At 67.6% G+C, this 25,224-nt stretch carries 17 protein-coding genes; 4 read left to right on the top strand and 13 right to left on the bottom strand.

All coding sequences use genetic code 11. The features are described 5' to 3' along the window. Window positions 1-17 precede the first annotated feature (17 nt). The 6 genes from AB3K92_RS20660 to AB3K92_RS20635 all read right to left on the bottom strand — a co-directional run bounded on the left by AB3K92_RS20660 (window position 18) and on the right by AB3K92_RS20635 (window position 5,105). Window positions 18-692, bottom strand: coding sequence for a lytic transglycosylase domain-containing protein (locus tag AB3K92_RS20660; protein ID WP_059554068.1), 675 nt, complete (start codon window positions 690-692; stop codon window positions 18-20). A 157-nt stretch (window positions 693-849) separates the two neighbouring features. Continuing rightward, window positions 850-1,245, bottom strand: coding sequence for an NAD(+)--rifampin ADP-ribosyltransferase (gene arr, locus AB3K92_RS20655; RefSeq protein WP_048024889.1), 396 nt, complete (start codon window positions 1,243-1,245; stop codon window positions 850-852). Window positions 1,246-1,277: 32 nt separating this feature from the next. Beyond that, a complete protein-coding gene (locus tag AB3K92_RS20650; RefSeq protein ID WP_104766717.1) occupies window positions 1,278-2,048 on the bottom strand; it encodes an ABC transporter permease in 771 nt (256 codons plus the stop codon). Window positions 2,049-2,062: 14 nt separating this feature from the next. Next, window positions 2,063-3,010, bottom strand: a complete 948-nt coding sequence (locus tag AB3K92_RS20645) for an ABC transporter ATP-binding protein (protein WP_059818289.1) — start codon at window positions 3,008-3,010, stop codon at window positions 2,063-2,065. Beyond that, a complete protein-coding gene (locus tag AB3K92_RS20640; protein WP_048024894.1) occupies window positions 3,007-4,185 on the bottom strand; it encodes an ABC transporter permease in 1,179 nt (392 codons plus the stop codon). The genes AB3K92_RS20645 and AB3K92_RS20640 overlap by 4 nt, the downstream gene beginning before the upstream one ends. Then, window positions 4,182-5,105 carry an ABC transporter substrate-binding protein gene (locus AB3K92_RS20635; RefSeq protein WP_027790640.1) on the bottom strand — a complete coding sequence of 308 codons (924 nt, stop codon included), beginning with the start codon at window positions 5,103-5,105 and terminating at the stop codon, window positions 4,182-4,184. The genes AB3K92_RS20640 and AB3K92_RS20635 overlap by 4 nt, the downstream gene beginning before the upstream one ends. Window positions 5,106-5,269: 164 nt before the next feature. Here AB3K92_RS20635 and AB3K92_RS20630 point away from each other — a divergent pair, with 164 nt between their 5' ends. Beyond that, window positions 5,270-6,199 carry a 2-hydroxyacid dehydrogenase gene (locus AB3K92_RS20630; RefSeq protein ID WP_369465722.1) on the top strand — a complete coding sequence of 310 codons (930 nt, stop codon included), beginning with the start codon at window positions 5,270-5,272 and terminating at the stop codon, window positions 6,197-6,199. 134 nt (window positions 6,200-6,333) lie between these two features. Here AB3K92_RS20630 and AB3K92_RS20625 read toward each other — a convergent pair whose 3' ends face one another. From AB3K92_RS20625 to AB3K92_RS20615, 3 genes are all read right to left on the bottom strand, one after another. After that, window positions 6,334-7,437 carry a methyltransferase type 12 gene (locus tag AB3K92_RS20625; RefSeq protein ID WP_175850564.1) on the bottom strand — a complete coding sequence of 368 codons (1,104 nt, stop codon included), beginning with the start codon at window positions 7,435-7,437 and terminating at the stop codon, window positions 6,334-6,336. Between the two features lie 47 nt (window positions 7,438-7,484). Further along, the gene (locus tag AB3K92_RS20620; protein ID WP_042978216.1) at window positions 7,485-8,447 is read right to left on the bottom strand and encodes a cyclopropane-fatty-acyl-phospholipid synthase family protein; all 963 of its coding nucleotides are present in this window, start codon (window positions 8,445-8,447) and stop codon (window positions 7,485-7,487) included. A 502-nt stretch (window positions 8,448-8,949) separates the two neighbouring features. Next, a complete protein-coding gene (locus tag AB3K92_RS20615) occupies window positions 8,950-10,902 on the bottom strand; it encodes a Xaa-Pro dipeptidyl-peptidase (protein ID WP_369465721.1) in 1,953 nt (650 codons plus the stop codon). A gap of 590 nt (window positions 10,903-11,492) precedes the next feature. Here AB3K92_RS20615 and AB3K92_RS20610 point away from each other — a divergent pair. Next, window positions 11,493-12,308: a hypothetical protein gene (locus AB3K92_RS20610; RefSeq protein WP_021163910.1), complete on the top strand. Its 816-nt coding sequence runs from the start codon at window positions 11,493-11,495 to the stop codon at window positions 12,306-12,308. A gap of 28 nt (window positions 12,309-12,336) precedes the next feature. Here AB3K92_RS20610 and AB3K92_RS20605 read toward each other — a convergent pair whose 3' ends face one another. After that, window positions 12,337-13,590, bottom strand: coding sequence for a lipoprotein-releasing ABC transporter permease subunit (locus AB3K92_RS20605; RefSeq protein WP_369465720.1), 1,254 nt, complete (start codon window positions 13,588-13,590; stop codon window positions 12,337-12,339). Window positions 13,591-13,601: 11 nt separating this feature from the next. Further along, complete coding sequence (locus AB3K92_RS20600; RefSeq protein WP_124469811.1) at window positions 13,602-13,886, bottom strand: hypothetical protein; 285 nt, start codon at window positions 13,884-13,886, stop codon at window positions 13,602-13,604. A 12-nt stretch (window positions 13,887-13,898) separates the two neighbouring features. Between AB3K92_RS20600 and AB3K92_RS20595 the strand changes: the two genes are divergently transcribed. Next, window positions 13,899-19,901 carry an MG2 domain-containing protein gene (locus tag AB3K92_RS20595; protein ID WP_369465719.1) on the top strand — a complete coding sequence of 2,001 codons (6,003 nt, stop codon included), beginning with the start codon at window positions 13,899-13,901 and terminating at the stop codon, window positions 19,899-19,901. 54 nt (window positions 19,902-19,955) lie between these two features. Then, window positions 19,956-22,367 carry a penicillin-binding protein 1C gene (gene pbpC, locus AB3K92_RS20590; RefSeq protein ID WP_053076296.1) on the top strand — a complete coding sequence of 804 codons (2,412 nt, stop codon included), beginning with the start codon at window positions 19,956-19,958 and terminating at the stop codon, window positions 22,365-22,367. Window positions 22,368-22,398: 31 nt separating this feature from the next. Here the strand turns inward: pbpC and AB3K92_RS20585 are convergent, their stop codons facing one another. Beyond that, complete coding sequence (locus tag AB3K92_RS20585) at window positions 22,399-23,805, bottom strand: methyl-accepting chemotaxis protein (protein WP_048024905.1); 1,407 nt, start codon at window positions 23,803-23,805, stop codon at window positions 22,399-22,401. A 267-nt stretch (window positions 23,806-24,072) separates the two neighbouring features. Next, window positions 24,073-25,143, bottom strand: coding sequence for a porin (locus tag AB3K92_RS20580; RefSeq protein ID WP_059487078.1), 1,071 nt, complete (start codon window positions 25,141-25,143; stop codon window positions 24,073-24,075). Window positions 25,144-25,224 lie beyond the last annotated feature (81 nt).

Raw genomic sequence — 25,224 nt, 5'->3', positions numbered from 1 at the left:
GTGTGCGACGTACCTGCTTATTGCGCGTTGCGCGCCGACGTCGATGTCGACGTCGATTCGCTCACCGGCACCATCCGCGCCTTCGTCTCGTTCGCGGCTTTCGCGTCGTCGTCGGGTTCGAGCACGAACCGGAACGAATCGACCCGCTGCATGACCTTCGCCGCATACGCGCTCGATCCGCCGCTGTAGCTCTTCAGCCCGGCCAGCACGTTGCCGCCGGCCGCCTTCACGTAGCCGGAGAGAATCCGGGAGCCGGCCTCGACGTTCGCATTCGGTTCGGTCAGGTCCTTCACGTTACGCAGCATGCCGCGGTGTGCGGACGGCACGACCTGCATCAGTCCGGTCGCGCCGTGCTGGCCGCGCGCCTTTTCCTGGAAGCGCGATTCGATCGAGATGATGGCGTAAACGAGTGCGGGAGGCAGCGAATATTTCGTCGCAGTGACGCTCACGATATCGGCGAGCTTGGCGGCCCGTTCCTTCGCGACACCGAATTTCTTCGTCAGGTAGGACGTGATGCGGCGGTTTGCTTCGTTCGGCTGATCGTCGGCGTTCGCGAGCGGCGCGGAGGCGACAGCCGGCGCCGACGCCAGCACGTCGGGCGCAGAGGCAGGCGCTGCGGGCGTTTGCTGAGCCGATACCTGTTGCGCAATGCCGAGCGAGAGCACGATCAGCCAGAAAAAGCGTCGTCGCATGGTCGAGTGCGGGGAAATGGGAGGCGCATAGTATATCGGCCAATCGGGCAAGACGGTCGAGCGCCGGCTCGAATGAAAGCGATGTGTAGGCTTGTGACGTTCGCAACGATCGACGCGGCGATCGTTGCGCGGACACGCATCGGAGTCCGGATGACCGCTAGTTGATGATCTCGCCGATGCCGGTTTCGATGCGGATTCTCAGTTGCTGAATGAACGCCGGATCGTACGGTTCCCAGTGATCGAGTTCGCCGACGATCTTCAAAGGCGATGTGCTTCGATACGAGCGCGTCGGATTGCCCGGGAATTTCTTGTCCGTGACGTTCGGGTCGTTTTCGAATGCCCCGGTGGGCTCGACGATATAGACCCGCGGCTTGCCGTCGCCTTTGGCCATTTCCGCAGCAAGGCCGGCGCCCTTGGGCAGGGCCGTGAAATAAACGTGATTCATCACGACGTCATCCCGGTAATTCGATCTGAAGCCCGCCGTCAGCACGTCGCCGATCCGCAAATCCGCTTTCGTGCCATGAAAAAACGGGCCGGTGTCCAGGACAGCCATGGCTTCTCCCTTGGAAAATGTCGCGACGACTTCTAGGCGCGCCGCGCGCTCGCCACTCGCGCGATCGCGCCGATCGCATCGCTGACGAGCACCGCGAGCAGCCCGACGATCACGCCGCCCTGCAGCACGAACGCGGTATTCGACGTCTGCAGGCCCGCGATGATCACGTCGCCGAGGCCGCGCGCGGCAACCGTCGAGCCGATCGTCGCGGTGCCGAGATTGATCACGACCGCGAGCCGGATGCCGTTGACGATCACCGGGAACGCGAGCGGCAGCTCGACCGACACCAGTTGCTGCCAGCCGCTCATCCCCATCCCGCGCGCGGCGTCGACGACATCGCGCGGCACGTCCTCGAGCCCCGCGATCGTGCTTTCGAAAACCGGCAAGAGACCATACAGCACGAGCGCGATCAGCACGGGTTTCAGCCCGAAGCCGACGGCCGGCACCGCGAGCGCCAGCACCGCGACTGGCGGGAAGGTCTGGCCGATGTCGACGACGCTGCGCGCGACCGGCAGGAAATCCGCGCCGGCCGGCCGCGTGACGAAGATCCCGGCCGCCACCGCGACGATCGTGCCGATCAGGCTCGACAGCGCGACCGTGCCGAGATGCGCGAGCGTCAGGTCGAGCAGGCTCGCGCGATCGTAGATGACGGGCGCGCCGTTGTCCGCGAACGGTGCGAAAAGGCCCTGCAGCCACATCGGCCGCACCAGCAGCACGAGCAGCAGCGCGAGCGCGGCGGCGCGCGCCGTGAACGCGGCAACGTGGCGGGGCAGGGGCGAACGCAAGGGCCGTGTGCGTTGCATGGTATCCGGCGTCGTCATGCGGGCTGCCTGGCGTGCGCGCGGATCGCGTCGAGCGTGATGCGGCGCGCGCCGCGCGCGTTGCGTGCATCGCCGTCGTTGACGGGCAATGCGTCGACACCGCGCCACAGCAGTTCCGACACCGCATCGCGCAGCGTGCGCGTCGCGTCGATCGGCTCGCCGTCCGCATGGCCGGGTTCGGCCACCGCGTCGATCGGCGTCAGCGCGAGCAGGCGCAGCGGCCGGTCGACGCCCGCGACGAGCTGCTCGACGACACCGGCCGCCGGCTTGCCGAGAATCTCGGCCGGCGGCGCAACCTGCAGCAGCCGGCCGCCGTCCATCACCGCGATCGTGTCGCCGAGCTTCAGCGCTTCCTCGATATCGTGCGTGACGATCACGACCGTGATGCCGAGGCGGCGCTGCAGCGCGAACAGGTCGTCCTGCGCCTTGCCGCGGATGATCGGGTCGAGCGCGCCGAACGGCTCGTCCATCAGCAGCATCGCGGGCTCGGCCGCGAGCGCGCGCGCGACGCCGACACGCTGCTGCTGGCCGCCCGACAGTTCGTGCGGCAGCTTGTCCGCGAACTCGGCCGGCGCGAGATGGAACAGGTCGAGCAGTTCGTTCACGCGCGCGTCGATGCGCGCGGCCGGCCAGCCGAGCAGGCGCGGCACGGTCGCGATGTTGCGCGCGACGCTCCAGTGCGGAAACAGCCCGTGCCCCTGGATCGCGTAGCCGATGCCGCGCCGAAGCTGTTCGGGCGCGACGGTCGCCGTATCGACGCCGTCGATGCGGATCGTGCCGCTGGTGGGGGCGATCAGCCGGTTGATCATGCGCAGCAGCGTCGACTTGCCGCTGCCCGACGCACCGACGAGCGCGGTGATCGTGCCGCGCTGCATCGTCAGCGAAACGTCGTCGACGGCGACGACATCGCCGAAGCGTTTGCCTGCATGTTCGATCTCGATCATCCTGTACGCCCCTTCGCGAGCGTGGTCGCGGCTTCGAATATGACGGCGGCCACCAGCGCGAGCGCGATCGTCGGGATCGCGCCGAGCAGCACGAGATCGGCGGCCGATTGCCCGATCCCCTGGAAGATGAAGGTGCCGAAGCCGCCGCCGCCGATCAGTGCGGCGACCGCGGTCAGCCCGATGTTCTGCACGAGCACGATGCGCACGCCGCTCAGGATCACCGGCAGCGCGAGCACGAGGTCGACATGCAGCAGCCGCTGCGCGCGCGTCATGCCCATCGCGCGCGCGGCTTCGGTCACGTGCGGCGGCACTTGTCCGAGCCCGACCACGACACTCGACGCGATCGGCAGCAGCGAATACAGGAACAGCGCGAGCACGGCCGGCGCGACGCCGATGCCGCGAATGCCGAGCGCGGCCGCGAGCGGCACGTGTGCGGCCAGCAGCCCGAGCGGGGCCATCATCAGCCCGTACATCGCGATGCTGGGGATCGTCTGCACGATATTGAGCACGGGCATCGCGACGGTCCGCACGGCCGCGATGCGCGCGCAGGCGATGCCGAGCGGCACGCCCGCGACGAGCGCGGCGGCCACCGAGCCGCCCGCGAGCGACACGTGACGGATCGCTTCGCGCCAGAAATCGTCGCTGCGCACCGCATATTCGCGCATCACGGAGAGGCCGTCCCACCAGCCGCTCGCGAGCGGCACCGAGATCGCGGCGATCGCGACGACGAGCGCGGCAAGGCGCCGCCACGGGCCGAAGGCGAGCCGTGCGAGCGCGTCCGCGACGAGCACGGCCCACGCGAACAGCAGCAGCCAGACGCCCGCGTCGGGCGACACGCGCGCGAGCATGTCGTCGGCGGCGACGACGTGCGTCGCGGCCGCGCCGAGCGCGTATGCGAGCGTCGCGAGCCATGCGCAGCCGGCCGCGAGCCGCCACGCGGGGCGGCTCGCCTTCATCGCCCACAGCGCGCCGGCGATCCACAGCGCGGCCAGCGCCGCGCCCTGCATCGCCGGCAGCGCGGCGAACACCGACAGCCCTGTGCCGGCCGCGATCCGGTTCGGGCGCAGCACGACGAACGGCAGGCCGAGCACCGCGACGATCGTGAGGATTCCGATCAGGATGCCGACCTTGTCGGGGATCACGCGCCGCGCGGACGCCGCCGCGCGTTCGGTCATTTCACGAAGCCCTTCGCTTTCAGGTAGCTTTTCGCGACGCCGGCCGCCGGCTCGCCGTTGATCTGGATGCGCGCGTTCAGCGACTGCAGCGTCTTCAGGTCGAGGCTCGCGAACACCGGTTTCAGGTAATCGGCGATCTGCGGGTGCGCTTTCAGCACGGCTTCGCGGATCACGGGCGCCGGCGCGTAGACGGGCTGCACGTGCTTGTCGTCGTCGAGCACCGCGAGGCCGCTCGACGCGATGCCGCCGTCGGTGCCGTACACCATCGCCGCGTTCACGCCGTCGGTCTGGTTCGCGGCGGCCTTGATCGTCGCGGCCGTGTCGCCGCCCGACAGCACGACGAGCTGCTCGGGCTTCAGCTTGAAGCCGTACGCTTTCTCGAACGACGGCAGCGCCGACGCGCTGTTCACGAATTCGGCCGACGCGGCGAGCTTCACCTTGCCGCCGCCCGCGACCCACTTGCCGAAATCGGAGAAGGTCTTCAGGTGCTGCGACTGCGCGACGGGGGCGAGCAACGCGACGCCCCACGTGTTGTTCGCGGGCGCCGGGGCGAGCCACACGAGATGGTTCGCCGCGTAGTCGAGCTTCTTCGCGGCGTCGTAACCCTGGCTCGCGTTCTTCCACAGAGGATCGTCGGCCTTGTTGAAGAAGAAGGCGGCGTTGCCCGTGTATTCGGGGTAGATGTCGATCTCGCCGCTCGTGAGCGCCTTGCGCACGATCGGCGTGGTGCCGAGCGCGATCTTTTCGGTGACGGGGATGCCGTGCGCTTTCAGCACTTGCGAAATCAGGTTGCCGAGCAGGTTGCCTTCGGTGTCGATCTTCGACGACACCACGACGGGTGCGTCGGCGTGCGCGCCGGGTGCGACGAGGGCAGCGGCGAACGCGAGGCCCAGAATCCGGGCGGGCAGGGCGAGCTTCATGAGCCAATCTCCAGGACGGGGGCGTAGGCCGCACGTTACTTGACTGGGCGGGCTTTGGCAAACCGCGTGCGGCGGCGTGCCCACAGCCCGCGTGGGGATAGCCTGCATGAGTCGCGCGGGCTTGTTACACTCGATTTCGTCTCCGCCTGCCGACAATTGCTGACATGAAACCCGAGCTGCTGGTCCTCATCGCATTGCGCGGCGACGCGCACCGCGAGATCGCCGCGTCGTTCGACGTGCGCCATGCCCCGACTGCCGAGGAACGCGAACGCGCGATCGCCGAACACGGCGGCACGATACGCGCGGTGCTGACCAACGGCAGCACGGGGCTCACCGGCGCCGAGATCGACCGGCTTCCGCAACTCACGTTCGTCAGCGCGCTCGGCGCGGGCTACGAGCACATCGACGTCGCCCATGCGAAGGCGCGTGGCGTCACGGTCGTGACGGGCGCCGGCACCAACGACGACTGCGTGGCCGATCACGCGTTCGCGCTGCTGCTCGCGGCGGTGCGCAACGTGGTGCCGCTCGATGCGAAAACCCGCGCCGGCGTGTGGCGCGACGGGCTGCCGATGCCGCCGAACGTGTCGGGCAGGAAGCTCGGCATCGTCGGGCTCGGCAAGATCGGCGAGAAGTGCGCGCGTCGCGCGGCCGGCTTCGACATCGAGATCGGTTATCACAACCGGTCGGAGAAGAACGTTCCTTATCGCTACTTCGACCGCGTCGACGCGCTCGCGCAGTGGGCCGATTTCCTGATCGTCGCGACGCCGGGCGGCGCGGGCACGCGGCACCTGATCGACCGCACCGTGCTCGATGCGCTCGGGCCGGGCGGTTTTCTCGTCAACGTGTCGCGCGGCAGCGTTGTCGATACCGCTGCTTTGGCAGACGCGTTGCGCGAAGGGCGCGTCGCGGGCGCGGGGCTCGACGTGTACGAAGGGGAACCGGAGCCGCCGCGCGCGCTGACGGATCTCGACAGCGTCGTGCTGACGCCGCACATGGGCGGCTGGTCGCCGGAGGCGCTCGATCGCTCGGTGCAGCAGTTTCTCGACAACGCGAAGCGGCATTTCGCGGGGCAGCCGGTGTTGACGCCGGTGTGATCGGCGGTTTGCGCTGCCGGTGCGAAACAAGGTCGCGGTCTGAAGGTCGCGGTCGGCGTCGGGGCAGCCCCGCTCGACGCGGCTGCGAAACCGGCATGCCTCCGGGAACCGGGCCGGACTCCCGATCGGGTGAATCAGTTCGCGGGACGCTTGCCCGCCCGGTCCGCCGCTGCCACTTCATCGGTGGACGGTAGTGGCCGAATGGTCACCTCGCCGGAAATGAACCGTTTCCCTTTGAAATCCCGGCCGTGGTAGCGCGTGCTGATTGCGTGAAATTCCGCGTTGCCGGAGGCCAGATGCTCGAGTTCGGTCACATAGGCACGCACATCCGCCCGGTTCCCCAGCGGGCCGGCCAGGACACGATCGCGGGCGGCCATCAGGTTGCGCTCGTTTTCGGCAACCAGCGTCGCCAGCTTGTTCAATGCATCCTGGAGTTTCAGGCCTTCGCGATACATCAGCAGCCAGACGGAATTGACCGAATCGGCGATATGGATTTCCTTTCGGAATGAATACGGGTCGTTGACCAGCGTAATCGAGTCGATGGCGGCCGTTCTCATTTCTGCCAGCGATCGGTCGGCAATCAGGTGATCGGTCATGTCCACGTCGATCGCGTACTCCGTCATGATGGCGGCCCATTCCCCGTAATTGTCGATGCGCCGCATTTCCAGGTAGGCGTCGAACGTTAACTCGTCCATTTTCAGCGCCAACGGATCCGTCTGTCTGATGATCAACGTGTGAAGCGATTCCTCCAGCCGTTTCCAGACGCGCGGTTTCGACAATAGCTGGTCCTTGATGGGGAGCAGCCCGTCATGCAGCAGTTGTGCGATCGGGGCCGTATCCGGCGGCCGGATGCCTGCGATCGCGTCGAAGTAGTGCTGTCGCAAAGCCGACCGCCGTTGCGTTTGCTCCAGCATGTCCGGGTTGGTGATGGTGTCGTCGATCAGCGTCGTGATGCTCATCATCCGTTCGAGATCGTAGATCCTGTCGTTCAGGGTGTGCGGATAGCACAGGCCCCCGAATGACGGCATGCTTTGTGCCAGATAGTGTTCCACCGCCTTCTGGCTGCCGTAATAGGCGAGGATATAAGGACTGTCGGTGAGCGCGATCCGGCGCTCCGTTTCGTCGTGGAGCGGATGCCACATCGGTTTCAGTTGCAGATGGAAGTCCGGGTGGAATATTTTTTCCCCGGGCTTCGGCAGGCCCGGCAGGTTGCGGACGAAGTTGGGAATGTCTTTCATGGCAGGTTCTCGTGCAGGACGTTCGGCGGCCGGAAGAAGGACGGATTTCATCGATCGCGCTCGAGCACGAAGCTGTAGATCGAAACCTGATGCTTGACGATGGCGACCGCCAGGCTTTCGCACATGACGCGGAGTTCCTCCAGTGCCCCGACTGCGCCCGTCGGGAAATGCCGCTCGATGTTGTCCTGCACGCTCAACAACCATCGTGTCGCATCGGTCCTGTCAGGCAGGATCCGCATGTCCTTGACCGAGAAACCGCTTTGCTCGAACACCTGCCGCAGGTACGCCGGCGTCTTGCGATACTTGCACGCCAGCCTGTCGACCATGTCAGGCGTATCGGAGCGATATTCCGAGAGATCGACGTTATATAGGTTGTCCGAAATAATGACGGTCCCGGTCGGGGTCAGCCGCTGCCGGAGTTTTGCCATCACCATTTCGAAGAGATCGTACGGAAAGTGGGAGATCACCCCGCGCATGATCGCGAGGTCGTAGGGTCGCTCGATATCCGGCAGCAAATCGATGTCCCGCGCATTGCACCGGAACAGCTTGATCCTGTCGGACAATCCCCGCGCCGCATTCATCTCGGCACAGTATTCGAGCTGGCGATCGCTGATGTTGATGCCATCCAGGCGATGGCAGTCGGGAAATCGCTCGGCCAGATCCCGCAGCACCGTTCCCCATCCACATCCGATATCGAGTATCCGGTTGACCGGCTTGTCATCCGGCATTTCCAGTCCCGCAATCTCGAGTTGCCGTTCGAAATAGCGGAGACCGGATTCGTCGAGGTCGATCGGCCCGGGCGATTGAAAATGGTCATATACGCCGAACTGGAACCAGAGACGATTGCCGATGGCCTTGCTCCAGTTCTGCGGGTCGTCCTGGTAAGCCTGTACGACCCGGGATTCGTAATCGCTCCGCTCCGGGCCCCGAATCGCTACGAACGGCATGCTGCCTCGATGATTCAATGGCAGGGTTGAAGCGGCTGTCGTATCGGTGGACAGATTGCTCATCGCAATTCTCCGAAGTGGGGCGCGACGTCATGCACTGGAATGCCGGGATTCCGGTTCGTGGTGCGGTAGTGATGCCTGCGATAGGCGGTTGACCGGTCGAAGCGGGCGGGGCTTCGACTGAAACAGGGAATCCTGCGTACCCGATGCAAGAAAATGAAAGCGAGGTCCGCCGAACGAGATGTCCGCAACCGTTGACGGGCATGAGGTGACGTGCGAATCAGGCGAGTCTCGCGCCGACCGCTTCAGCGTGCCCGGATTTTTTTGAAATCTAGTCGATGGGTTTTCGATGTCAAGCGACAGTATTCTGTTTCGTTTTTTGATTTAAAGCGTCGCTTGATTGATGGAACGTGAAATTATTATTCGGGCGCAGCGTTTTAGGGAAACGGGGGAGTTGAATGGGCGAGATGTAACGGTGTTGCCCTTGAGTTGATGCGGCGCTGCGTACCGCCCCTGTCCGCCACGCGGTCGTGGCCGCGCGACGGGCAGGGGGCATGCCGCTTTTTTAGAGAGCGGCCAGCGGCACCGTCACCGACGTCCCGGCCGGATCGAGCGTGAGGCCCGTGCCCGGCGTCGGCCGCAGCGTTGCCTCGTTGTCGCTGGACAGGACGACGAGCCCCAGCCGGTGGCCGGCTTCCAGCTTGTAGTCACGCGGCATGAAGGTCAGCTTCAGGTCGTACGGCAAGCCGGGCAGCACGGGTTCCGACAGCCACTCGGAGAGCCGGTTGCGCGGGTCGGTCCACGCGCGCGTGACGATCGTGGCCGTGCCGTCCGGCGCGCGATCGACCAGCAGGGCCGTCACGTTGGCCACGGCCGTGAAGGTCAGCCTGACGCGTGCGGTCGCGGCGCCGGACAGGCGTGTCGCGGCCGTGAGCGGCGCGGTTTCGAAGCGGCTGCGGTTCTCACCCGTCGCTGTGTTCGCCAGCGTGAGCGCGGTGATGCGCGCATCGTCCGTGAAGCGCGCGAGCGGGCCGCCGGTCGGCTGCCGCAGCAGCGTGCCGGTGCCCGCGCCGTCGCCGCCGGCAAAGTACGTGACCGGCGTGGCGTGGCGTGCGGCCCAGTCGGCTTCCTTCAGCAGCGTGCCGTCCGCCTGCTCGATCACCGCGCGCGGATCGCGTTCGACGCCGTTGTCGTAACCGATCAGGTAACGCGTGAACCAGCGGTTCACCTCCGCGGTCCATGCATCGGCCATCGCCGGCACGCGGGTCGGGTCGGTGTGCTTCAGGCGGTGCAGCCACAGCTGCGTCGGCACGCCCTGGCGCCGCATCGCGAGATACCACGACGTCGACTGGTCGACGCGCACGTTGTCGTCGGTCAACCCTTGCGCAACGAGCGCCGGCGCGACCGCGAAGCCGGTCGGGATGTCGCGCGCGGCCCAGAACGGCGAATAGTCGCCGGTCTTGCGGTCTTCCTGCTGCAACGCTTCGTCGATCAGGTGCGTGCAACGCTCCGGATGCGCGTTCGTCAGCAGCGCCTTGATGTACACGTCGACGTCTTCGCCCTGATAGCCTTCCGGCGCACGCACGAGCCCGCCCGAGCGGTAGTAGCCGTACATGTTCGTCAACCCGGCGACCGGTACGATCGCATCGAGCCCGCGCGTGCGCAGGCTCGCGACCATCTTCGGCAGCGTGCCGTCGTACGACACGCCGTACATGCCGACGTGGCCCGTCGACCAGTTCGCGACGACCGTCTTGCCGTTCGCGTCCTTCGCGGTCGCGTCGCGGCCGAGCCAGCGGATCACCGATGCCATCGCGACCGATTCGTCGCGCGTGAGGATCGTCGGGCAACCGTCCGAGCCGGCGGTGCCGAGCGAATCCGCGTAGACGATCGTGAAGCCGCGCGGAATGAAGTAGCCCTCGATCCACGAGCGCCCGGCGGCGGCGGCTTCCACCTGCTGCAGCATCCGCACCTGCGGCGCGGCGGCCATGATGCGCGCGGAGGTCGACGCGGCCGCCGGCGCATTGGCGGCGGGGTGCGGCGTGCCGTCGAGTTCGACGTCGACGTTGTGGTCGGGGCTGTCGGCGAGGCCCGCGTAGTACGGGCTCGCGAGCACGATGACGGGCGTGCGTGCGCCGTTCGCGGTTTCGGTCGGGCGCACGATGCGCACGTGGATGCGGTCGCGCGTGCCGTCGCCGTCGGAATCGACCGACGTGTCGACCCACGCGTTCTCCTCGATCGTGCCGCCCGACAGCGACGGCTGCACCTGGCCGTTCGCGATCACGGGGCGGTAGCGGCCGCCGCTGGCCGGATTGGCGTACGGGACGCCGGACGGCGAGAAGCGTGATGCGAGCGACTGCTTGTCGGCCGCCGATGCGGCGGCCCCCTCCTGTTGGCCCTGCGCGAGCGCCGAGACGCCCGCCACGCTGCCGCCGTCGTCGCCGCCGCACGCGGCGAGCGTCGTGGCCGCCACGAGCGCGGGAAGCCACGCGCGACGCAATCCGGTTCGATGAATGTCCATTGTCGACCTCTTGTTGTGATTGTCCGGAACCGGCCGGCCCGCGATATGCCCCCCGCGGCCCGGCCGGGTGCTGCATCGGATGAAGCGGAACTGCACCTTCGAAAGCGCCGGGCGCAATGCCCGGGTGTCACGGCCGGCGTCGACGCGCGTCACGCGTCGCGCAACCCGGCGGGTGTCGGGGCGACTGCATTGCCCCGACCGGAAAGCGTCAGCACGGCAGCCGTTTCATGACGCGCGGTCGGCCCACTGCCGGCGGTGCGAATGAATGGAGGAGTGCGAATCAAATGTGGGCATGCCCGATCTTCCTTCAGGTTTCGGATGAAACGGAACGGCACGATGCAATGAGGCGGGGATGGTGCGAACGGCGGTGCTGCAACGGCAGGAAAGCGCGACGCGAGTCGGCGAGGCGAGCCGGATTGCTTTCCGGAAGCTTGCGCAAACTTATCTCAGTGAAATCTCGGTGTCAAACTTTTTTAGCTCAAGTCAAACAAAGTATTGGCACGTGCTTCGCGATCGATGTGCGATCGGTCTAAATTTCCTCGAAATTTGTCCGTAAACGGTAAAAAACGGATTGAAAGGAGAGAGAGGGCATGACGATTTCAGTCACGGCAGCGAGCGGCCTGACGCTCGCGCAGATGGTGCAGGAAGCCGCGCTCGACGGGCGTCGACAGGCGGACACGTCGGCCGGTAAACCGCAGGACACGCCGCTTGAGATCCGGGCGCTGGACCCGGTCGCGATGCAGGCGGCGCGCACGAAGCAGATGACGATCCTGGGCGACCTGTCGACGAAGCTGCGCGACGTCACCAGCCAGCTCGCGACGAGCCTGCAGGAGATCATCGCGAAGCGCCCGGACCTGGCCGACGCGAAGTTCGACTTCATGACCGACAACGGCCGGATCAAGGTCGTGTCGAAGACGATGACGGAGAGCGATCGCGCGTGGGTGGAGTCGACGCTGAACGCGAACGCGGGCCTCGTGCTCGCGACGCGCGAGTTTCACCAGCAGGCCGTCGACTTCGCCGAGCAGGGCGCCGCCGCGGTGGGCGACACGTTCTCCGACGACGATCGCAAGGTGGCCAGCCAGCGCGCCGACGCGGACTTCCTCTTCATGAAGGAGATGAATGCGTCCGTCGCGCGCAACCGGAAATTCGAAGAGGTCGGCGGGCATTTCACCACGCAGGACGGCACGCGGCTGAACTTCGACGAGTCGGCCGGCAGCGCACGCGGTACGCTCGCGCTGCTGGATACCGATCGTCAGTTGTCGTCGGGCGCGGCGATCTTCGTCAGCGACGTGTCGGGGCAGAAGACGTATGGCAGGCGCGCGGGCCTGATCGACGTCGGCTTCGGGAACGCGTTCGAGGACATCCTGAACGGCACCCATAGCCTCGGTTTTCACGAGACGGCGTGACGGCGCGCCATGCCGAAGCGCCGCGTGCCTATTCGTCGCGCAGCGCTTCGGCCGGCCGTACCCGCGCGGCGCGCCAGCTCGGGTAGAGCGTCGCGACGCACGACATCAGGAACGCGGCCGCGGTGATCTCGATCACGTCGGCCACCGCGAGCTTCGACGGCAGCGAACTGAGGAAATACACGGACGGCGTCAGGAAGTGGATGCCGAGCAACCGCTCGACCGCCGGCAGCACCCACGGGATGCTCACCGCGATCGCGCAGCCGAGCGCGACGCCCGCCAGCGTGCCGGTGAGGCCGATCGTCATCCCCTGGATCGCGAAGATCTTCATGATCGACCCGGGCGGCGCGCCGAGCGTGCGCAGGATCGCGATGTCGCCCTGCTTCTGCGTGACGGTCATCACGAGCGACGACACGAGGTTGAACGCGGCGACCGCGACGATCAGCATCAGGATCAGCGACAGCATGCGCTTTTGCAGCCGCTCGGCCTCGAACCACGTGCGGTTCTGCCGCGTCCAGTCGCGGATGTAGAGATCGCCCGACAATGAGCGCGACAGTTCCAGCGCGACGTCCGGCGCGCGCTGCAGATCGTCGAGGCGCAACCGGATGCCGGTCGGCGCGCGCACGTTGAACAGCGTCTGCGCGTCGCGGATATGGATGTATGCGAGCGCGCTGTCGTACTGGTAGTGGCCCGACTCGAACGTGCCGACCACGTTGAACTGCCGGAACTGCGGCAGCGCGTCGCCGATGCGCGCGGTGTTGCCGGGCGCGAAGAACGTGATGCGGTCGCCGATCTTCACGTGCAGCGCGTCGGCCAGCGCCGAACCGAGCACGATGCCCATCCCGCCCGGTACGAGCGCGTCGAGCCGCCCCGTCTTCGGCTTGCGCGCGATCTCGGACACGCGCGGCTCGAGCACGGGGTCGATGCCGCGCAGCGCGACGCCCGTCACGCTGCCCGCGTTCGTCAGCAGCGCCTGCGCGTCGACGTAGGGCGCGACGGCGCGCACCGCCGGATTCCGCAGCGATTCGTGCGCGGTGAGCCGCCAGTCGGGCATCGCGCCGGTGGGCGAGAAGATTTCCACGTGCGCGAGCACCGACAGCATCCGGTCGCGCACTTCGGTCCGGAAACCGTTCATTACCGACAGCACGACGATCAGGGCGGCGACGCCGAGCGCGATGCCGGCCATCGCCGCGCCGGCAATGAACGACACGAAGCCGTCGCCGGCCGAGCGCCGGCCGCCGCGCGCGTAGCGCAGCCCGATCTGCCATTCGAACGGGAGTTTCAAGCGGGTTCCTTTCATTTCGATTCGATTCGTGCCGAGCCGCGCATTCTAGCGAACGCGGCGCGGGTGCGCGCAGCGGTTGGGGCGGCGAGTCGAAATCCCGTCCGACCGGCCGGTCGACGGCCGGCGTTGCGCGCCGGCACACCGATATTTCCATCGTTTCGGGTCTGATCGATAATGGCGGCCAGCATCCGGTCGAACACCACATTCCAAGCATTCCGGCGCAACCAGGGCCGCGCCGTCACAGACCAATAAATCTCGGGGAACGCCGCCGAAGCCGGCCGCACGTCCTTGAACAAGGAAATAACAACATGGATTTGCTGCGCTTCCTGCTGCTCCTGCCGATTCGCGCGGCGGGCTTCGTCTGGTGGCTGCTCGGCTGCGCGCTGCGGCCGCTGGTCGGCGACGTGTCGTGGACGGCGCCCGCGTGGATGGGCATCACCGCCGCGGCCGTGCGCCGCCGCCCGTGGCACGCCGGCGGCATCGTGCTGCTCGCGGCCGCGCTCGGCTTCGGCGGTTACTGGTTCAAGCATCGGCCGAAGCCGCCGGAGCCCGAGACCGTCACTTTCACCGTGAAGGCGCCGCCGATCACCACCTATGAGGTGGACGACAGCGACAAGCCGAAGATCACCGTGCATCCGCTCGACGTCGTGTTCTCGCAATCGGCCGCGCCGATCGAGCAGGTCGGCAAGCCGGCCGGAGACGGCATCGAGATGACGCCCGCGCTCAAGGGCGCGTGGGCGTGGGTCGACGACAAGACGCTGCGCTTCACGCCGGCGGCCGACTGGCCGGTCGGCGCGCACGTCGAGGTGCGTTTCGCGGTGCACCGGGTGTTCGCGCCGCAGGTGACGATGCACGACGACCGCTTCGCGTTCGATGTGCCCGCGTTTGCCGCCACGTTCGGCAACAACGAGTTCTACCGGAATCCCGACAATCCGGCGGAGAAGCAGGCGCTGCTGCAGCTGCGCTTCAACTATCCGGTCGATCCGGCCGAATTCGAGAAGCGCATCGGCCTCGTGCTGGTCGGCCGCGACGGCAAGAATGCGACGCCGCTGCGCTACACGGTCAACTACGACAAGATGAAGACGAGCGCGTGGGTGTATTCGCAGCCGCTCGAGATTCCGCGCGATCCGCTGGTCGCACGGCTCGACGTCGACAAGGGCGTGAAGAGCGCGCGCGGCGGCAACGGCACGCCCGACGTGCTGCATGCGTCGGTCGACGTGCCGGGGCTCTACAGCCTGTCGATCGACAACATCGCGCCGACGCTCGTCGACAACGAGCGCTACGAGCCCGAGCAGGTGCTCGTCGCGGAAGCGTCCGACGGCGTGCGCAGCGCCGATCTCGCCGCGCGCGCGAAGGCGTGGGTGCTGCCGAAGCGCAAGCCGGGCGTCGATCAGTCGGACGACGATCCGCCGTACGAATGGAACGTGGCCGACATCAGCGAGGCGGTGCTGAAGCAGTCGAAGCCGCTGCCGCTCGAGGCAGTGCCCACCGAGAACGATTTCGCGACGCTGCAGAGCTTCAAGTACCACGCGACGCCGGGCGAGCGCGTCGTCGTGCGGTTCGAGGGCGACTTGAAGTCGGCCGGCGGCTACCTGCTCGGCAAGCCCGTGACGACCGCGTTCACGGTGCCCGACTATCCGAAGCTGCTGCGCTTCATGGCCGACGGTTCGCTGCTGTCGATGAGCGGCAGCAAGCGGTTGTCGGTCGTGTCGCGCAACCTGCCGGGGATGAAGGTCGAGATCGGCCGCGTGCTGCCCGACCAGCTCCAGCATCTCGTGAGCTTCAACAACGGCACGTACGCGCGGCCCGAGCTGTCGTATTCGTTCAGCGAGGATCACATCGTCGAGCGCTTCGTGCAGACGCGCGCATTTCCGGCCGGCGACCCCGGCAAGGCGCATTACGAAGGCATCGATCTCGGCCAGTACCTGAAGGGCGGCAAGCGTGGCGTGTTCCTGCTGCACCTGACGAAGTACGATCCGGCCGCCGAGAAAAAGAAAGCCGACGATGCGAAGGATGGCGATGCATCGTCCGGCGACGGCAGCCAGGATCAGTCCGACAATGCCGATTCGAGCGACAGCAGCGGCAACGGCGACGATAGCGACAGCGACAGCGCGCTCGGCGATACGCGCCTGATCGTCGTGACCGATCTCGGGATGCTGGTCAAGAAGGCGCTCGACGGCAGCCAGGACGTGTTCGTCCAGTCGATCCGCACGGGCAAGCCGGTTGCGGGCGCAACGGTATCGGTGCTCGCGGTGAACGGCCAGGCGCTGTTCACGCAGACGACAGCCACCGACGGCATCGTGCATTTCCCGGCGTTCAAGGGGCTCGACCGCGAGAAACGTCCGCAGCTGTACGTCGTGAAGAAGGACACCGACCTGTCGTTCCTGCCGGTGGCCGGCCGCGATCGCCAGCTCGACTTCTCGCGTTTCGACGTCGACGGCGAGCGCAATGCGACGGGCCAGGGGCAACTGTCCGCGTACCTGTTCTCGGATCGCGGCCTGTACCGGCCCGGCGATCCGTTCCACATCGGCCTGATCGTGCGTGCCGCGAGCTGGGCGCGCAGCCCGGCCGGCGTGCCGCTGCAGGCGGAGATCGTCGACCCGCGCGGGATCACGGTCGAGCGCAAGCCGGTGACGGTCGATGCGTCGGGCTTCACCGAGCTCGGCTATACGACGGCCGAAACGGCGCCGACCGGCACGTGGACGGTCAACCTGTACATCGTCAAGGACGGCCAGCCCGGCGCGGAGCCGATCGGCAGCACGACGGTGCAGGTGAAGGAGTTCCTGCCGGACCGGATGAAGGTCGACGCGAAGCTGTCGCAGCAGGTCGTCGAAGGGTGGGTGAAGCCGAAGGGGCTGAAGGGCGTCGTCGACGCGCAGAACCTGTTCGGCACGCCGGCGGAGAAACGTCGCGTCGCGGCGACGCTGACGCTGCGCCCGGTGTGGCCGTCGTTCCGCAGCTGGCAGGGTTATCACTTCTTCGACGCGCGCCGCGCGAAGGAGGGCTACACGACGACGCTGCAGGACGGCACGACCGACGAGCACGGCCATGCCGAATTCGACCTCGACCTCGACAAGTACGCGGACTCGACCTACCAGCTCTACTTCCAGGCGAAGGCCTATGAGGCGGAGGGCGGGCGCAACGTCGCCGCGAACGCGCAGACGCTCGTGTCGAACAACGACTGGCTCGTCGGCTACAAGTCCGTCGACGATCTCGGCTACGTGAAGCGCGGCAGCCCGCGCACGGTGCGGCTCGTCGCGATCGATCCGAACGCGAAGGCGATCGACGTGAAGGGCCTGCGCGCGCAGCTGGTCGAGGAGCGCTACGTGTCGGTGCTGACCAAGCAGGATTCCGGCGCATACAAATACGATTCGCGGCTGAAGGAGGTGCCCGTCGACGAGAAGCCGCTGACGATTCCGGCGGCCGGGCTCGACTTCACGCTGCGCACCGACAAGCCGGGCAGCTATGCGCTCGTGATCCGCGACGCGGATGGCGCCGCGGTGAACCGGATCGAGTATTCGGTCACGGGCGACGCGAACGTCACGCGTTCGCTCGACCGCAACGCGGAGCTGCAGGTGAGCCTCGCGAAGCACGACTACAAGCCGGGCGAGCAGGTCGAGATCGCGATCCGCGCGCCTTACGCGGGCAGCGGCCTGATCACGATCGAGCGCGACAAGGTGTATGCGCACGCATGGTTCCATGCGGACACGACGAGCTCGATCCAGCACATCACGGTGCCGGCCGGTTTCGAGGGCAACGGTTACATCAACGTGCAGTACATCCGCGATCCGTCGTCCGACGAAATCTTCATGAGCCCGCTGAGCTACGGCGTCGTGCCGTTCTCGGTGAACCTCGATGCGCGCCGCAACGCGCTGTCGGTCGATGCGCCGGCGCTCGTAAAACCCGGCGACACGGTGAATTTCACCGTGCATTCGGCGAAGCCCGCGAAGGTCGTCGTGTTCGCGGTCGACGAGGGCATCCTGCAGGTCGCGCGCTACAAGCTCGGCGATCCGCTGAAGTTCTTCTTCCGCAAGCGGATGCTCGAAGTCGGCACGTCGCAGATCCTCGACCTGATCCTGCCGGACTTCGAGAAGCTGATGGCGATGGCCGCGCCGGGCGGCGACGCCGACGACGCGATCGGCCGTCAGTTGAACCCGTTCAAGCGCAAGCGCGACAAGCCGGTCGTCTACTGGTCGGGGATCGTCGACGTGAACGGCGACACGCGCCTGAGCTACACCGTGCCCGACTACTTCAACGGCAAGCTGCGCGTGATGGCCGTGTCGGTGTCGCCGGACCTGGTCGGCACGTTCGAGGGCGCGACGACGGTGCGCGGCGACTTCGTGCTGTCGCCGAACGTGCCGACGACGCTCGCGCCGGGCGACGAGGCCGACGTCAGCGTCGGTGTCTCGAACAACCTGACGGGCGCCGGCAACCAGCCGGTGCCGGTCGCGGTCACGCTGAAGACGGGGCCGCAGTTGCAGGTGATCGGGCCGGCCACGCAGAACGTCGCGCTCGCGCCGCAGCACGAGGGCGTCGCGATGTTCCGCGTGAAGGCGACCGATACGCTCGGCTCGGGCGCGCTGTCGTTCGGTGCGCGCTACGGCGCGAAGGGCGCGCAGCAACGCGTCGACGTGTCGGTGCGGCCGGCCGCCGCGTTCCGCACGCAGCTCGACATCGCGCGGCTCGACCCGGGCAAGAAGGCGAGCGTGCCGAACCTGCGGTCGATGTACGACGCGTATGCTTCGCGCGACGCGAGCATCTCGACCGCGCCGCTCGTGCTGTCCGAAGGGGTGGCGTCGTATCTCGTCAACTTCGAGCACTACTGCAGCGAGCAGATGGTGAGCGCGGCCGTGCCGCGCGTGTTCGCGGCGAAGTGGCTGTCGGTGCGCGCGCTGACGAGCGCGATGCATGCGACCGACGCCGGCGCCGACACGTCGAACGCGGCGGCGATCGCGCAGTTCCTCGGCGTGCTGCGCGGCCGGCAGAACGCACAGGGCGGGTTCGGCCTGTGGAGCGCGACGCCCGACGCCGATCCGTTCGTGTCCGCGTACGCGATGCACGTGTTGCTCGACGCGCGCGAGCGCGGCATCGCCGTGCCGAAGGACATGCTCGACGCGGGCAACCAGTATCTGCAGAAGCTCGCGGCGAACGATTCGCTCGGCTCGCTCGACCTGCTGCGCCAGCGCGCTTACGCGGTGTACTTGCTGACGCGCCAGGGCAACGTGACGACCAACAGCCTCGCGGCCGTGCAGAAGCGGCTGCAGGACGCGTATCCGAACGACTGGAAGAACGACCTCGCGGCCGCCTGGCTTGCCGCGTCGTACCAGCTGCTGAAGCAGGACAAGGAGGCCGCGGCGCTGATCGCGGGCCCGCAGGCGCTGCTCGAGCGCAAGCGCGCGTCCGACGGCGGTTACACGACCGGCTACTACCTCGATCCGCTGACGCGCGACGCGAGCGTGCTGTACCTGATCGCGAAGCACTTCCCGGAGCGCGTGCGCAAGCTGTCGCCGCGCGCGATGGACAACCTCGCCGCGCCGCTCGTCGACAACCGCTACAACACGCTGTCGTCGGCGATGACGATTCTCGCGCTCGATGCGTATGCGGCGTCGAGCGCGGGGCAGCTCGACCAGCTCGCGATCGACGAGGTACGCGCGGGCGCCGCGCCGAAGGACGTGTCGTCGATCCAGGCGAACCTCGTGCGCTCGGGTACGTGGGCGGCCGATGCGTCGCGCGTCGACTTCGTGAACGGCAGCACGCTGCCCGCGTGGTGGATCGCGAGCCAGTCGGGCTACGACCGCGGCACGTCGACGAAGGCGATCAGGAACGGCCTGGAGATCGTGCGCGACTACACCGACACGGACGGCAAGCCGCTCGGGAAGATCACGCTCGGCCAGGAGATCGACGTGCACCTGAAGATCCGCGCGACGGGCCAGGCGAACGTCGGCAACGTCGCGATCGTCGACCTGCTGCCCGGCGGCTTCGATCCGGTGATCGCGCCGCCGCCCGTCGCCGACACGCAGGACACCGACAGCGACGGCGGCGCGTCGGCGCCGGCGGCCGATGCGCCGTGGCGTTCGCCGATCGGCGTCAAGGGCTCCACGTGGCAGCCGCAGTTCGCGGACGTGCGCGAGGACCGCGTGGTGATCTACGGCACGGCGACGACCGACGTGCGCGAGTTCGTCTACCGGATCAAGGCGAGCAACGCGGGCCGCTTCGTCGCGCCGCCGGCTTACGGCGAGTCGATGTACGACCGCCGCGTGCAGGCACAGGCACCCGGCGGCACGGCACTGACCGTGGAGCGCGTGCGATGACGACGCGGCTGCAACGGCCGTGCCAGAGGTGCCGGGTGCGCGGGGCGCCCGCGCGTGGCTGACGCCCCGGTGCTGCGGCGCGCGCTGCGCGGCGCCGGCCGCTGGCTGCATCGCTGGCAGAACTGGATCGCCGGCGCGCTGCTCGTATTCGGTGCGCTGGCCGCATGCCGGCTGTGGCCGCATCCGCCGCTGCGCGACTGGAAGCCGTCGTCGGTCGCGGTGGTCGATGCACAGGGCCGCTTGTTGCGGCTCACGCTCGCGAAGGACGACCGCTACCGCCTGTGGGTGCCGCTCGACCGGATGTCGCCGCAGCTCGTCGAGGCCGTGATGCTGCACGAGGACCGCTGGTTCCGCTGGCATCCCGGCTTCAACCCGTACGGCCTCGCACGTGGTGCGTGGATCACGTATGTGCGCGGCGGCAATCCGCAGGGCGGCTCGACGCTGACGATGCAGCTCGCGCGCTCGCTGTGGCGGCTGAACACGCGCACGCCGGCGGGCAAGCTCGAGCAGGTTGCGCGCGCGGTGCAGCTCGAACTCTTCTATTCGAAACGGCAGATCCTCGAAGCCTATCTGAACGATGCGCCGTACGGCCGCAACGTCGAAGGCGCGGGCACCGCGAGCGTCGTGTATTTCGACCGGATGCCCGATGCGCTGACGCTGCCCGAGGCGCTCGCGCTCGCGGTGATTCCGCAGGACCCGGCGCGGCGCGTGCGCGGCGGGCAGGACGAGATCAACCGTGCGCTGGCCGCGTCGCGCAACCGGCTGTATGCGCGCTGGCTGACGAAGCATCCGGGCGATGCGTCGCTCAAGCCGCTGTTCGCGTTGCCGCTTGCGATGCGGCCCTTGTCGGCGCTGCCTTTCGATGCGCCGCACGCGGTCGACCAGGCGCTCGCCGCACGCAGCGCGTGGCGCACGGCCTCGGGCGGTGCGCCGGACGACAGCGACGGCGGCGCGCGGCTCGTGACGACGCTCGATCTCGACCTGCAGCGCACGCTCGAACGGCAGATCGCGCGTTATGTCGCGCGCAACGACACGCGCGGCGTGCGCAATGCGGCGGCCATCCTCGTCGATACGCGCGACATGGGCGTGAAGGCGCTGGTCGGTTCCGCGAACTTCTTCGACCGCACGATCGACGGGCAGGTGAACGGCACGCTCGCGCGGCGCTCGCCGGGCTCGACGCTCAAGCCGTTCATCTATGCGCTCGGTTTCGACCAGGGCGTGCTGCACCCGCAAACGGTGCTGCGCGACGTGCCGACCGCGTTCGGCCCGTATGCGCCGGAGAATTTCGACGGGCATTTCCTCGGGCCGATCACCGCGACCGACGCGCTGAACCGCAGCCGCAACGTGCCGGCCGTGTGGGTCGCGTCGCAGCTCAAGTCGCCCGACCTGTACCGGTTCCTGCAGGAAGCCGGCGTGCGCCGGCTCGCGAGCGCGCAGCACTACGGGCTCGCGCTCGTGCTCGGCGGCGGCGAAGTGACGATGCAGGATCTCGCGGGCCTCTACGCGATGCTCGCGAATCGCGGCGAATTCCGGCCGCTGCGGCTGCGCGCGGACGAACCGGCGCTGCCCGGCCGGCGCTTGTTGAGCGCGGAGGCGAGCTACATGACGATGGACATGCTGCGCCAGCATCTGCGCCCCGACGAAACGAGCGGCGCGCAGCCGTCGAGCGTGCCCGTCTACTGGAAGACCGGCACGTCATGGTCGTTCCGCGATGCGTGGACGGCCGGCGTGTTCGGCCCTTACGTGCTGGTCGTGTGGGTCGGCAATTTCGACAACTCGACCAATACGGCGTTCGTCGGCGTCGACGCGGCCGCACCACTGTTCTTCCAGGTCGTCGACGCATTGAATGCCGAGCGCACGCTCGTCGAGCCGCCGCGCGCGGTTCCGCCGCGCCTGAAGCGCGTGCGGATCTGCCTCGCGAGCGGCGACCTGCCGAACGAGTGGTGCCCGCAGCAGGGCTGGACGTGGTTCATTCCGGGCACGTCGCCGATCCGCGTGAGCACCGTGCACCGGCCGGTCGTGATCGACGACGCGACCGGGAAGGCCGCGTGCCCGCCTTACGACGGCAAGCGCACGCATACGGAGATCTTCGAGTTCTGGCCGTCGGATCTGCAGCAGGTGTTCGTGCAGGCCGGCATTGCGCGCCGGCGGCCGCCGCAGAACGCGGAGTGCCGCGACGCGGGGCAGGTCGACGGCGATCCGCCGCGCATCACGTCGCCGCTGCGCGGCAGTACGTATGCGATGCGCGTGAAGAGCACGGAGGAGACGCGCATCGCGTTCAACGCGACGGCCGATGCGAGCGCGCATGCGCTGTACTGGTTCGTCAACGATGCGTTCGTCGGGCGCAGCGTGCCGGGCGATGCGCTGTTCTGGCAGCCGCGGACGGCCGGCAGCTATACGGTGCGCGTGGTCGACGATCACGGCCGCGGCGATCAGCGGCCGCTGGCGGTGGGGCTCGAACAGTGATGGACGACGGCCTGCCGGTGCAGGCCCGGCCTCAGACGCTGTAGCCGATCCGCAGCACGCCCCATTGCCGTCCGCCGACGACGATGGGTGCGGAAACGTCCTTCATCAGCGCGAAGTTGCCGTTGCCCATGTCGCGCCGATAGGTTTGCAGCAGGAACGGCTTGGTATGCGACACGGAGGTGCGCGCCGTGCGATCCGTGTAGATCCGGCGATTCCGACAGTTCGCGGCGTTCCACGCGGCGTCCGCGCGCTGGGGCAGCGAGAATTTCCGGTTGTGGGTCGGCAGGTAGCACTGCCGGTCGAAGCTCGCGCAATAGACGATGCGCGCGTCGATCCCGAGCACCGGCTCCTGGATGGCCGGCAGCACGCGATCGGTGAAGTCGGTGAAGCGCGTCATGAACTGCTGCGGATCGGTGCCGGGAATCGGCACATAGTTTGCGTCGAAGAGCGCGTCGAGTGCGATTTCGCCGCGCCCGACCGCTTCCTCGAAGCACTTGCTGATCGCGGCGGCCGTGTGCCGCGCGGTGTCGATCAGGCGCGTGTCGGGCGATTCGATGCCGGTCGCGGCCGTGAGTTCGATGAGCGTCTCGGAGACGGAGAGCAGGTTGCCGAGCCGGTCCTTGGCCTGCGAGAAGTTGTCGCTCGAATCCTCGACGCCGGATGCCATCTCGCCGACCTGTTCGTCGAGCCGGTGGCATTGCGTCTCGATGTCGTCCGTCAGCGACGCGATCTGTTCGGCCTCGCCGGCGAGCTCGGTGATCGCGTGCCCGGTCGCGTGCACGACTTCGCCGATCGTACGCGTGCCCTCGCGCACGCGATGCGCGCGGGCGGCGTTGTCGGTTCCTTCCGCGATCAGGTGTTCGGTCTGCTCGGCGAGGCGCGCGAGGGTCGTCTCGATCTGGGCCGTCGCCTGTCCGGTCTTCGCGGACAGGTTCTTGACCTCGGCCGCGACGACGGCGAAGCTGCGGCCCGAATCGCCGGCACGTGCGGCCTCGATCGCGGCATTCAGCGCGAGCAGGTGAGTTTGTCGCGCGATCACGGAGATCTCCTCGGACACGGCCCGTACATGATCGAGCGCGTCGCGCAGCGCACCCATCTGGTTGCCGATCGACGTGACGCCTTCGACGAGGCCGTGGATGTCGGCGAGCGACGCCTCGATCGTCTGTTGCGACTGGCGAACCGCGTTCGACGCATTCGCGCTCACGGCGCGCACCTGCTGCGCGGCCTCGGCAATCCGGTGGTTGCCGCGCAACGTGACGGCGGCCGATTCGCGCAGCGTGTGGCAGACCTCCGCCTGTCGGGCCACGCGGGCCGCGACTTCCTCGACGTGACCCGACACGTCGCAGATCTCGATGCCGAGCTTGCCGGCCTGCTCGGCGATGTCGCCGACGAGCGCGCGCGACGAACGGTGGCCGCGGCCGATTCCGAAGAAGTTCACGTTGCTGGGTCTCCTTGAAGGGACGCGTGCCTGGTTATTGGCGGATGCTGGGCGTGCGTTCCTGTCTTGACGGCAGCGAGGGCACGGACTTGAGGGCGGGTAAACATCGAGGCCGGGATCGGGAGGGCGGATCGTCGGGCCGGTGCCGCGCGTTGCCCGCCATTCACGGCTTTTGCTGCTTTTGCGGCGTTTTCGGCGGCCGTGTTTCGGCGCCGGGCCGGACGGGCGCACGCGGGCTGCCCGGCCGGCCCGGCGCGTCGCGCCGCGTCAGAACACGTGGTGGATGCCGGCGTTGACGCCGACCGTCGTGCCCGGCAACCCGAACAGCGCGCCGCCCGTGATGCCGAGGCCCGTATTCATCGCGCCATGGTTGTTGACGACACCGACCTGCGCGTACAGGCCCGTTCGTTTCGACAGGCTGTAGTCGGCGCCGAGCGCGGCGAGCAGCGAATGATTGTGCGAATCGTTGCGATCGATCGTGTACCACGCGCCGGTGTTCAGGTCGAGGGCCGGCGTGACACGATAGTCGAGGCCGGCGCTGTACACGTTGTTGCTGAACGAACCGGCAACCTTGTAGCTCGTGAACGACGCCTTGCCGGTCACGGGCCCGAACGTGTAGGCGGTGCCGATCGTGCGGCCGACGAACGCGACCGTGCTCGATACCGGCGTCGGCGACGTGCCGCCGTTGCCGTCGTAGAGCGCCGCGTTGAGCATGAAACCGCCATTCGCATACGTGAGGCTGCCGGAATACTGGCGTCCCGCCTGGAAGTCCCCGGCTTTTCCGCCGAAGCCGAACATCGCGCTGCCCGTGAGCCCGGCGATCGTCGGGCTCGTGTACGAAATCGCATTCGGGTTGAAGAGGCCGGTGACGAGCACGTTGTCGACGTACGGGATCAGCGCGGCGCCGAAGTGCGAAACGTTGCGCGGGTCCGATCCGAGCACCGCGAGCACGAACGGCGAGAACTGCAGGCCGATCTTCGTTTCGCCGAACCCGCCGTCGATCCCGACCCACGCCTGGCGGCCGAAGAAGTTGCCGTTCGAATGGCCGAACGCCCCGTCGGTGATGTTGAAGCCGCTCTCGAGCTTGAATTTCGCGTGCAGCCCGCCGCCGAGATCCTCGGTACCCGTCAAGCCGAAGTTGGTCGGCGTCATGCCGGTATCGGTCAGCGCGAACTGGCGGCCCGCATTGCCGCCGGTCGTCGAATCGAGCGACCGGCTCGTGTAAAGCAACGCGGCGTCGAGGTCGCCGTACAGCGTGACGCTGCTCTGCGCGAAAACACTCGTGCTCGCCGCCGCGCCGAGCAGCGCCGCGCAAATCGTCCGTGTCGTGATCTTCATCGTCTGTCTCCGTTTTGTTGAATTTAGTAATACGTATAGCTAATTAATATTGCGGCGGCGGAATCGACGCGTGCCGCCTGC

The organism is Burkholderia sp. Bmkn7, from assembly GCF_041103175.1.
Classification (GTDB): domain Bacteria; phylum Pseudomonadota; class Gammaproteobacteria; order Burkholderiales; family Burkholderiaceae; genus Burkholderia; species Burkholderia cepacia.
The sequence above is the reverse complement of the archived record's forward strand: the minus strand, read 5'-3'. Positions and strand labels throughout refer to the sequence as shown.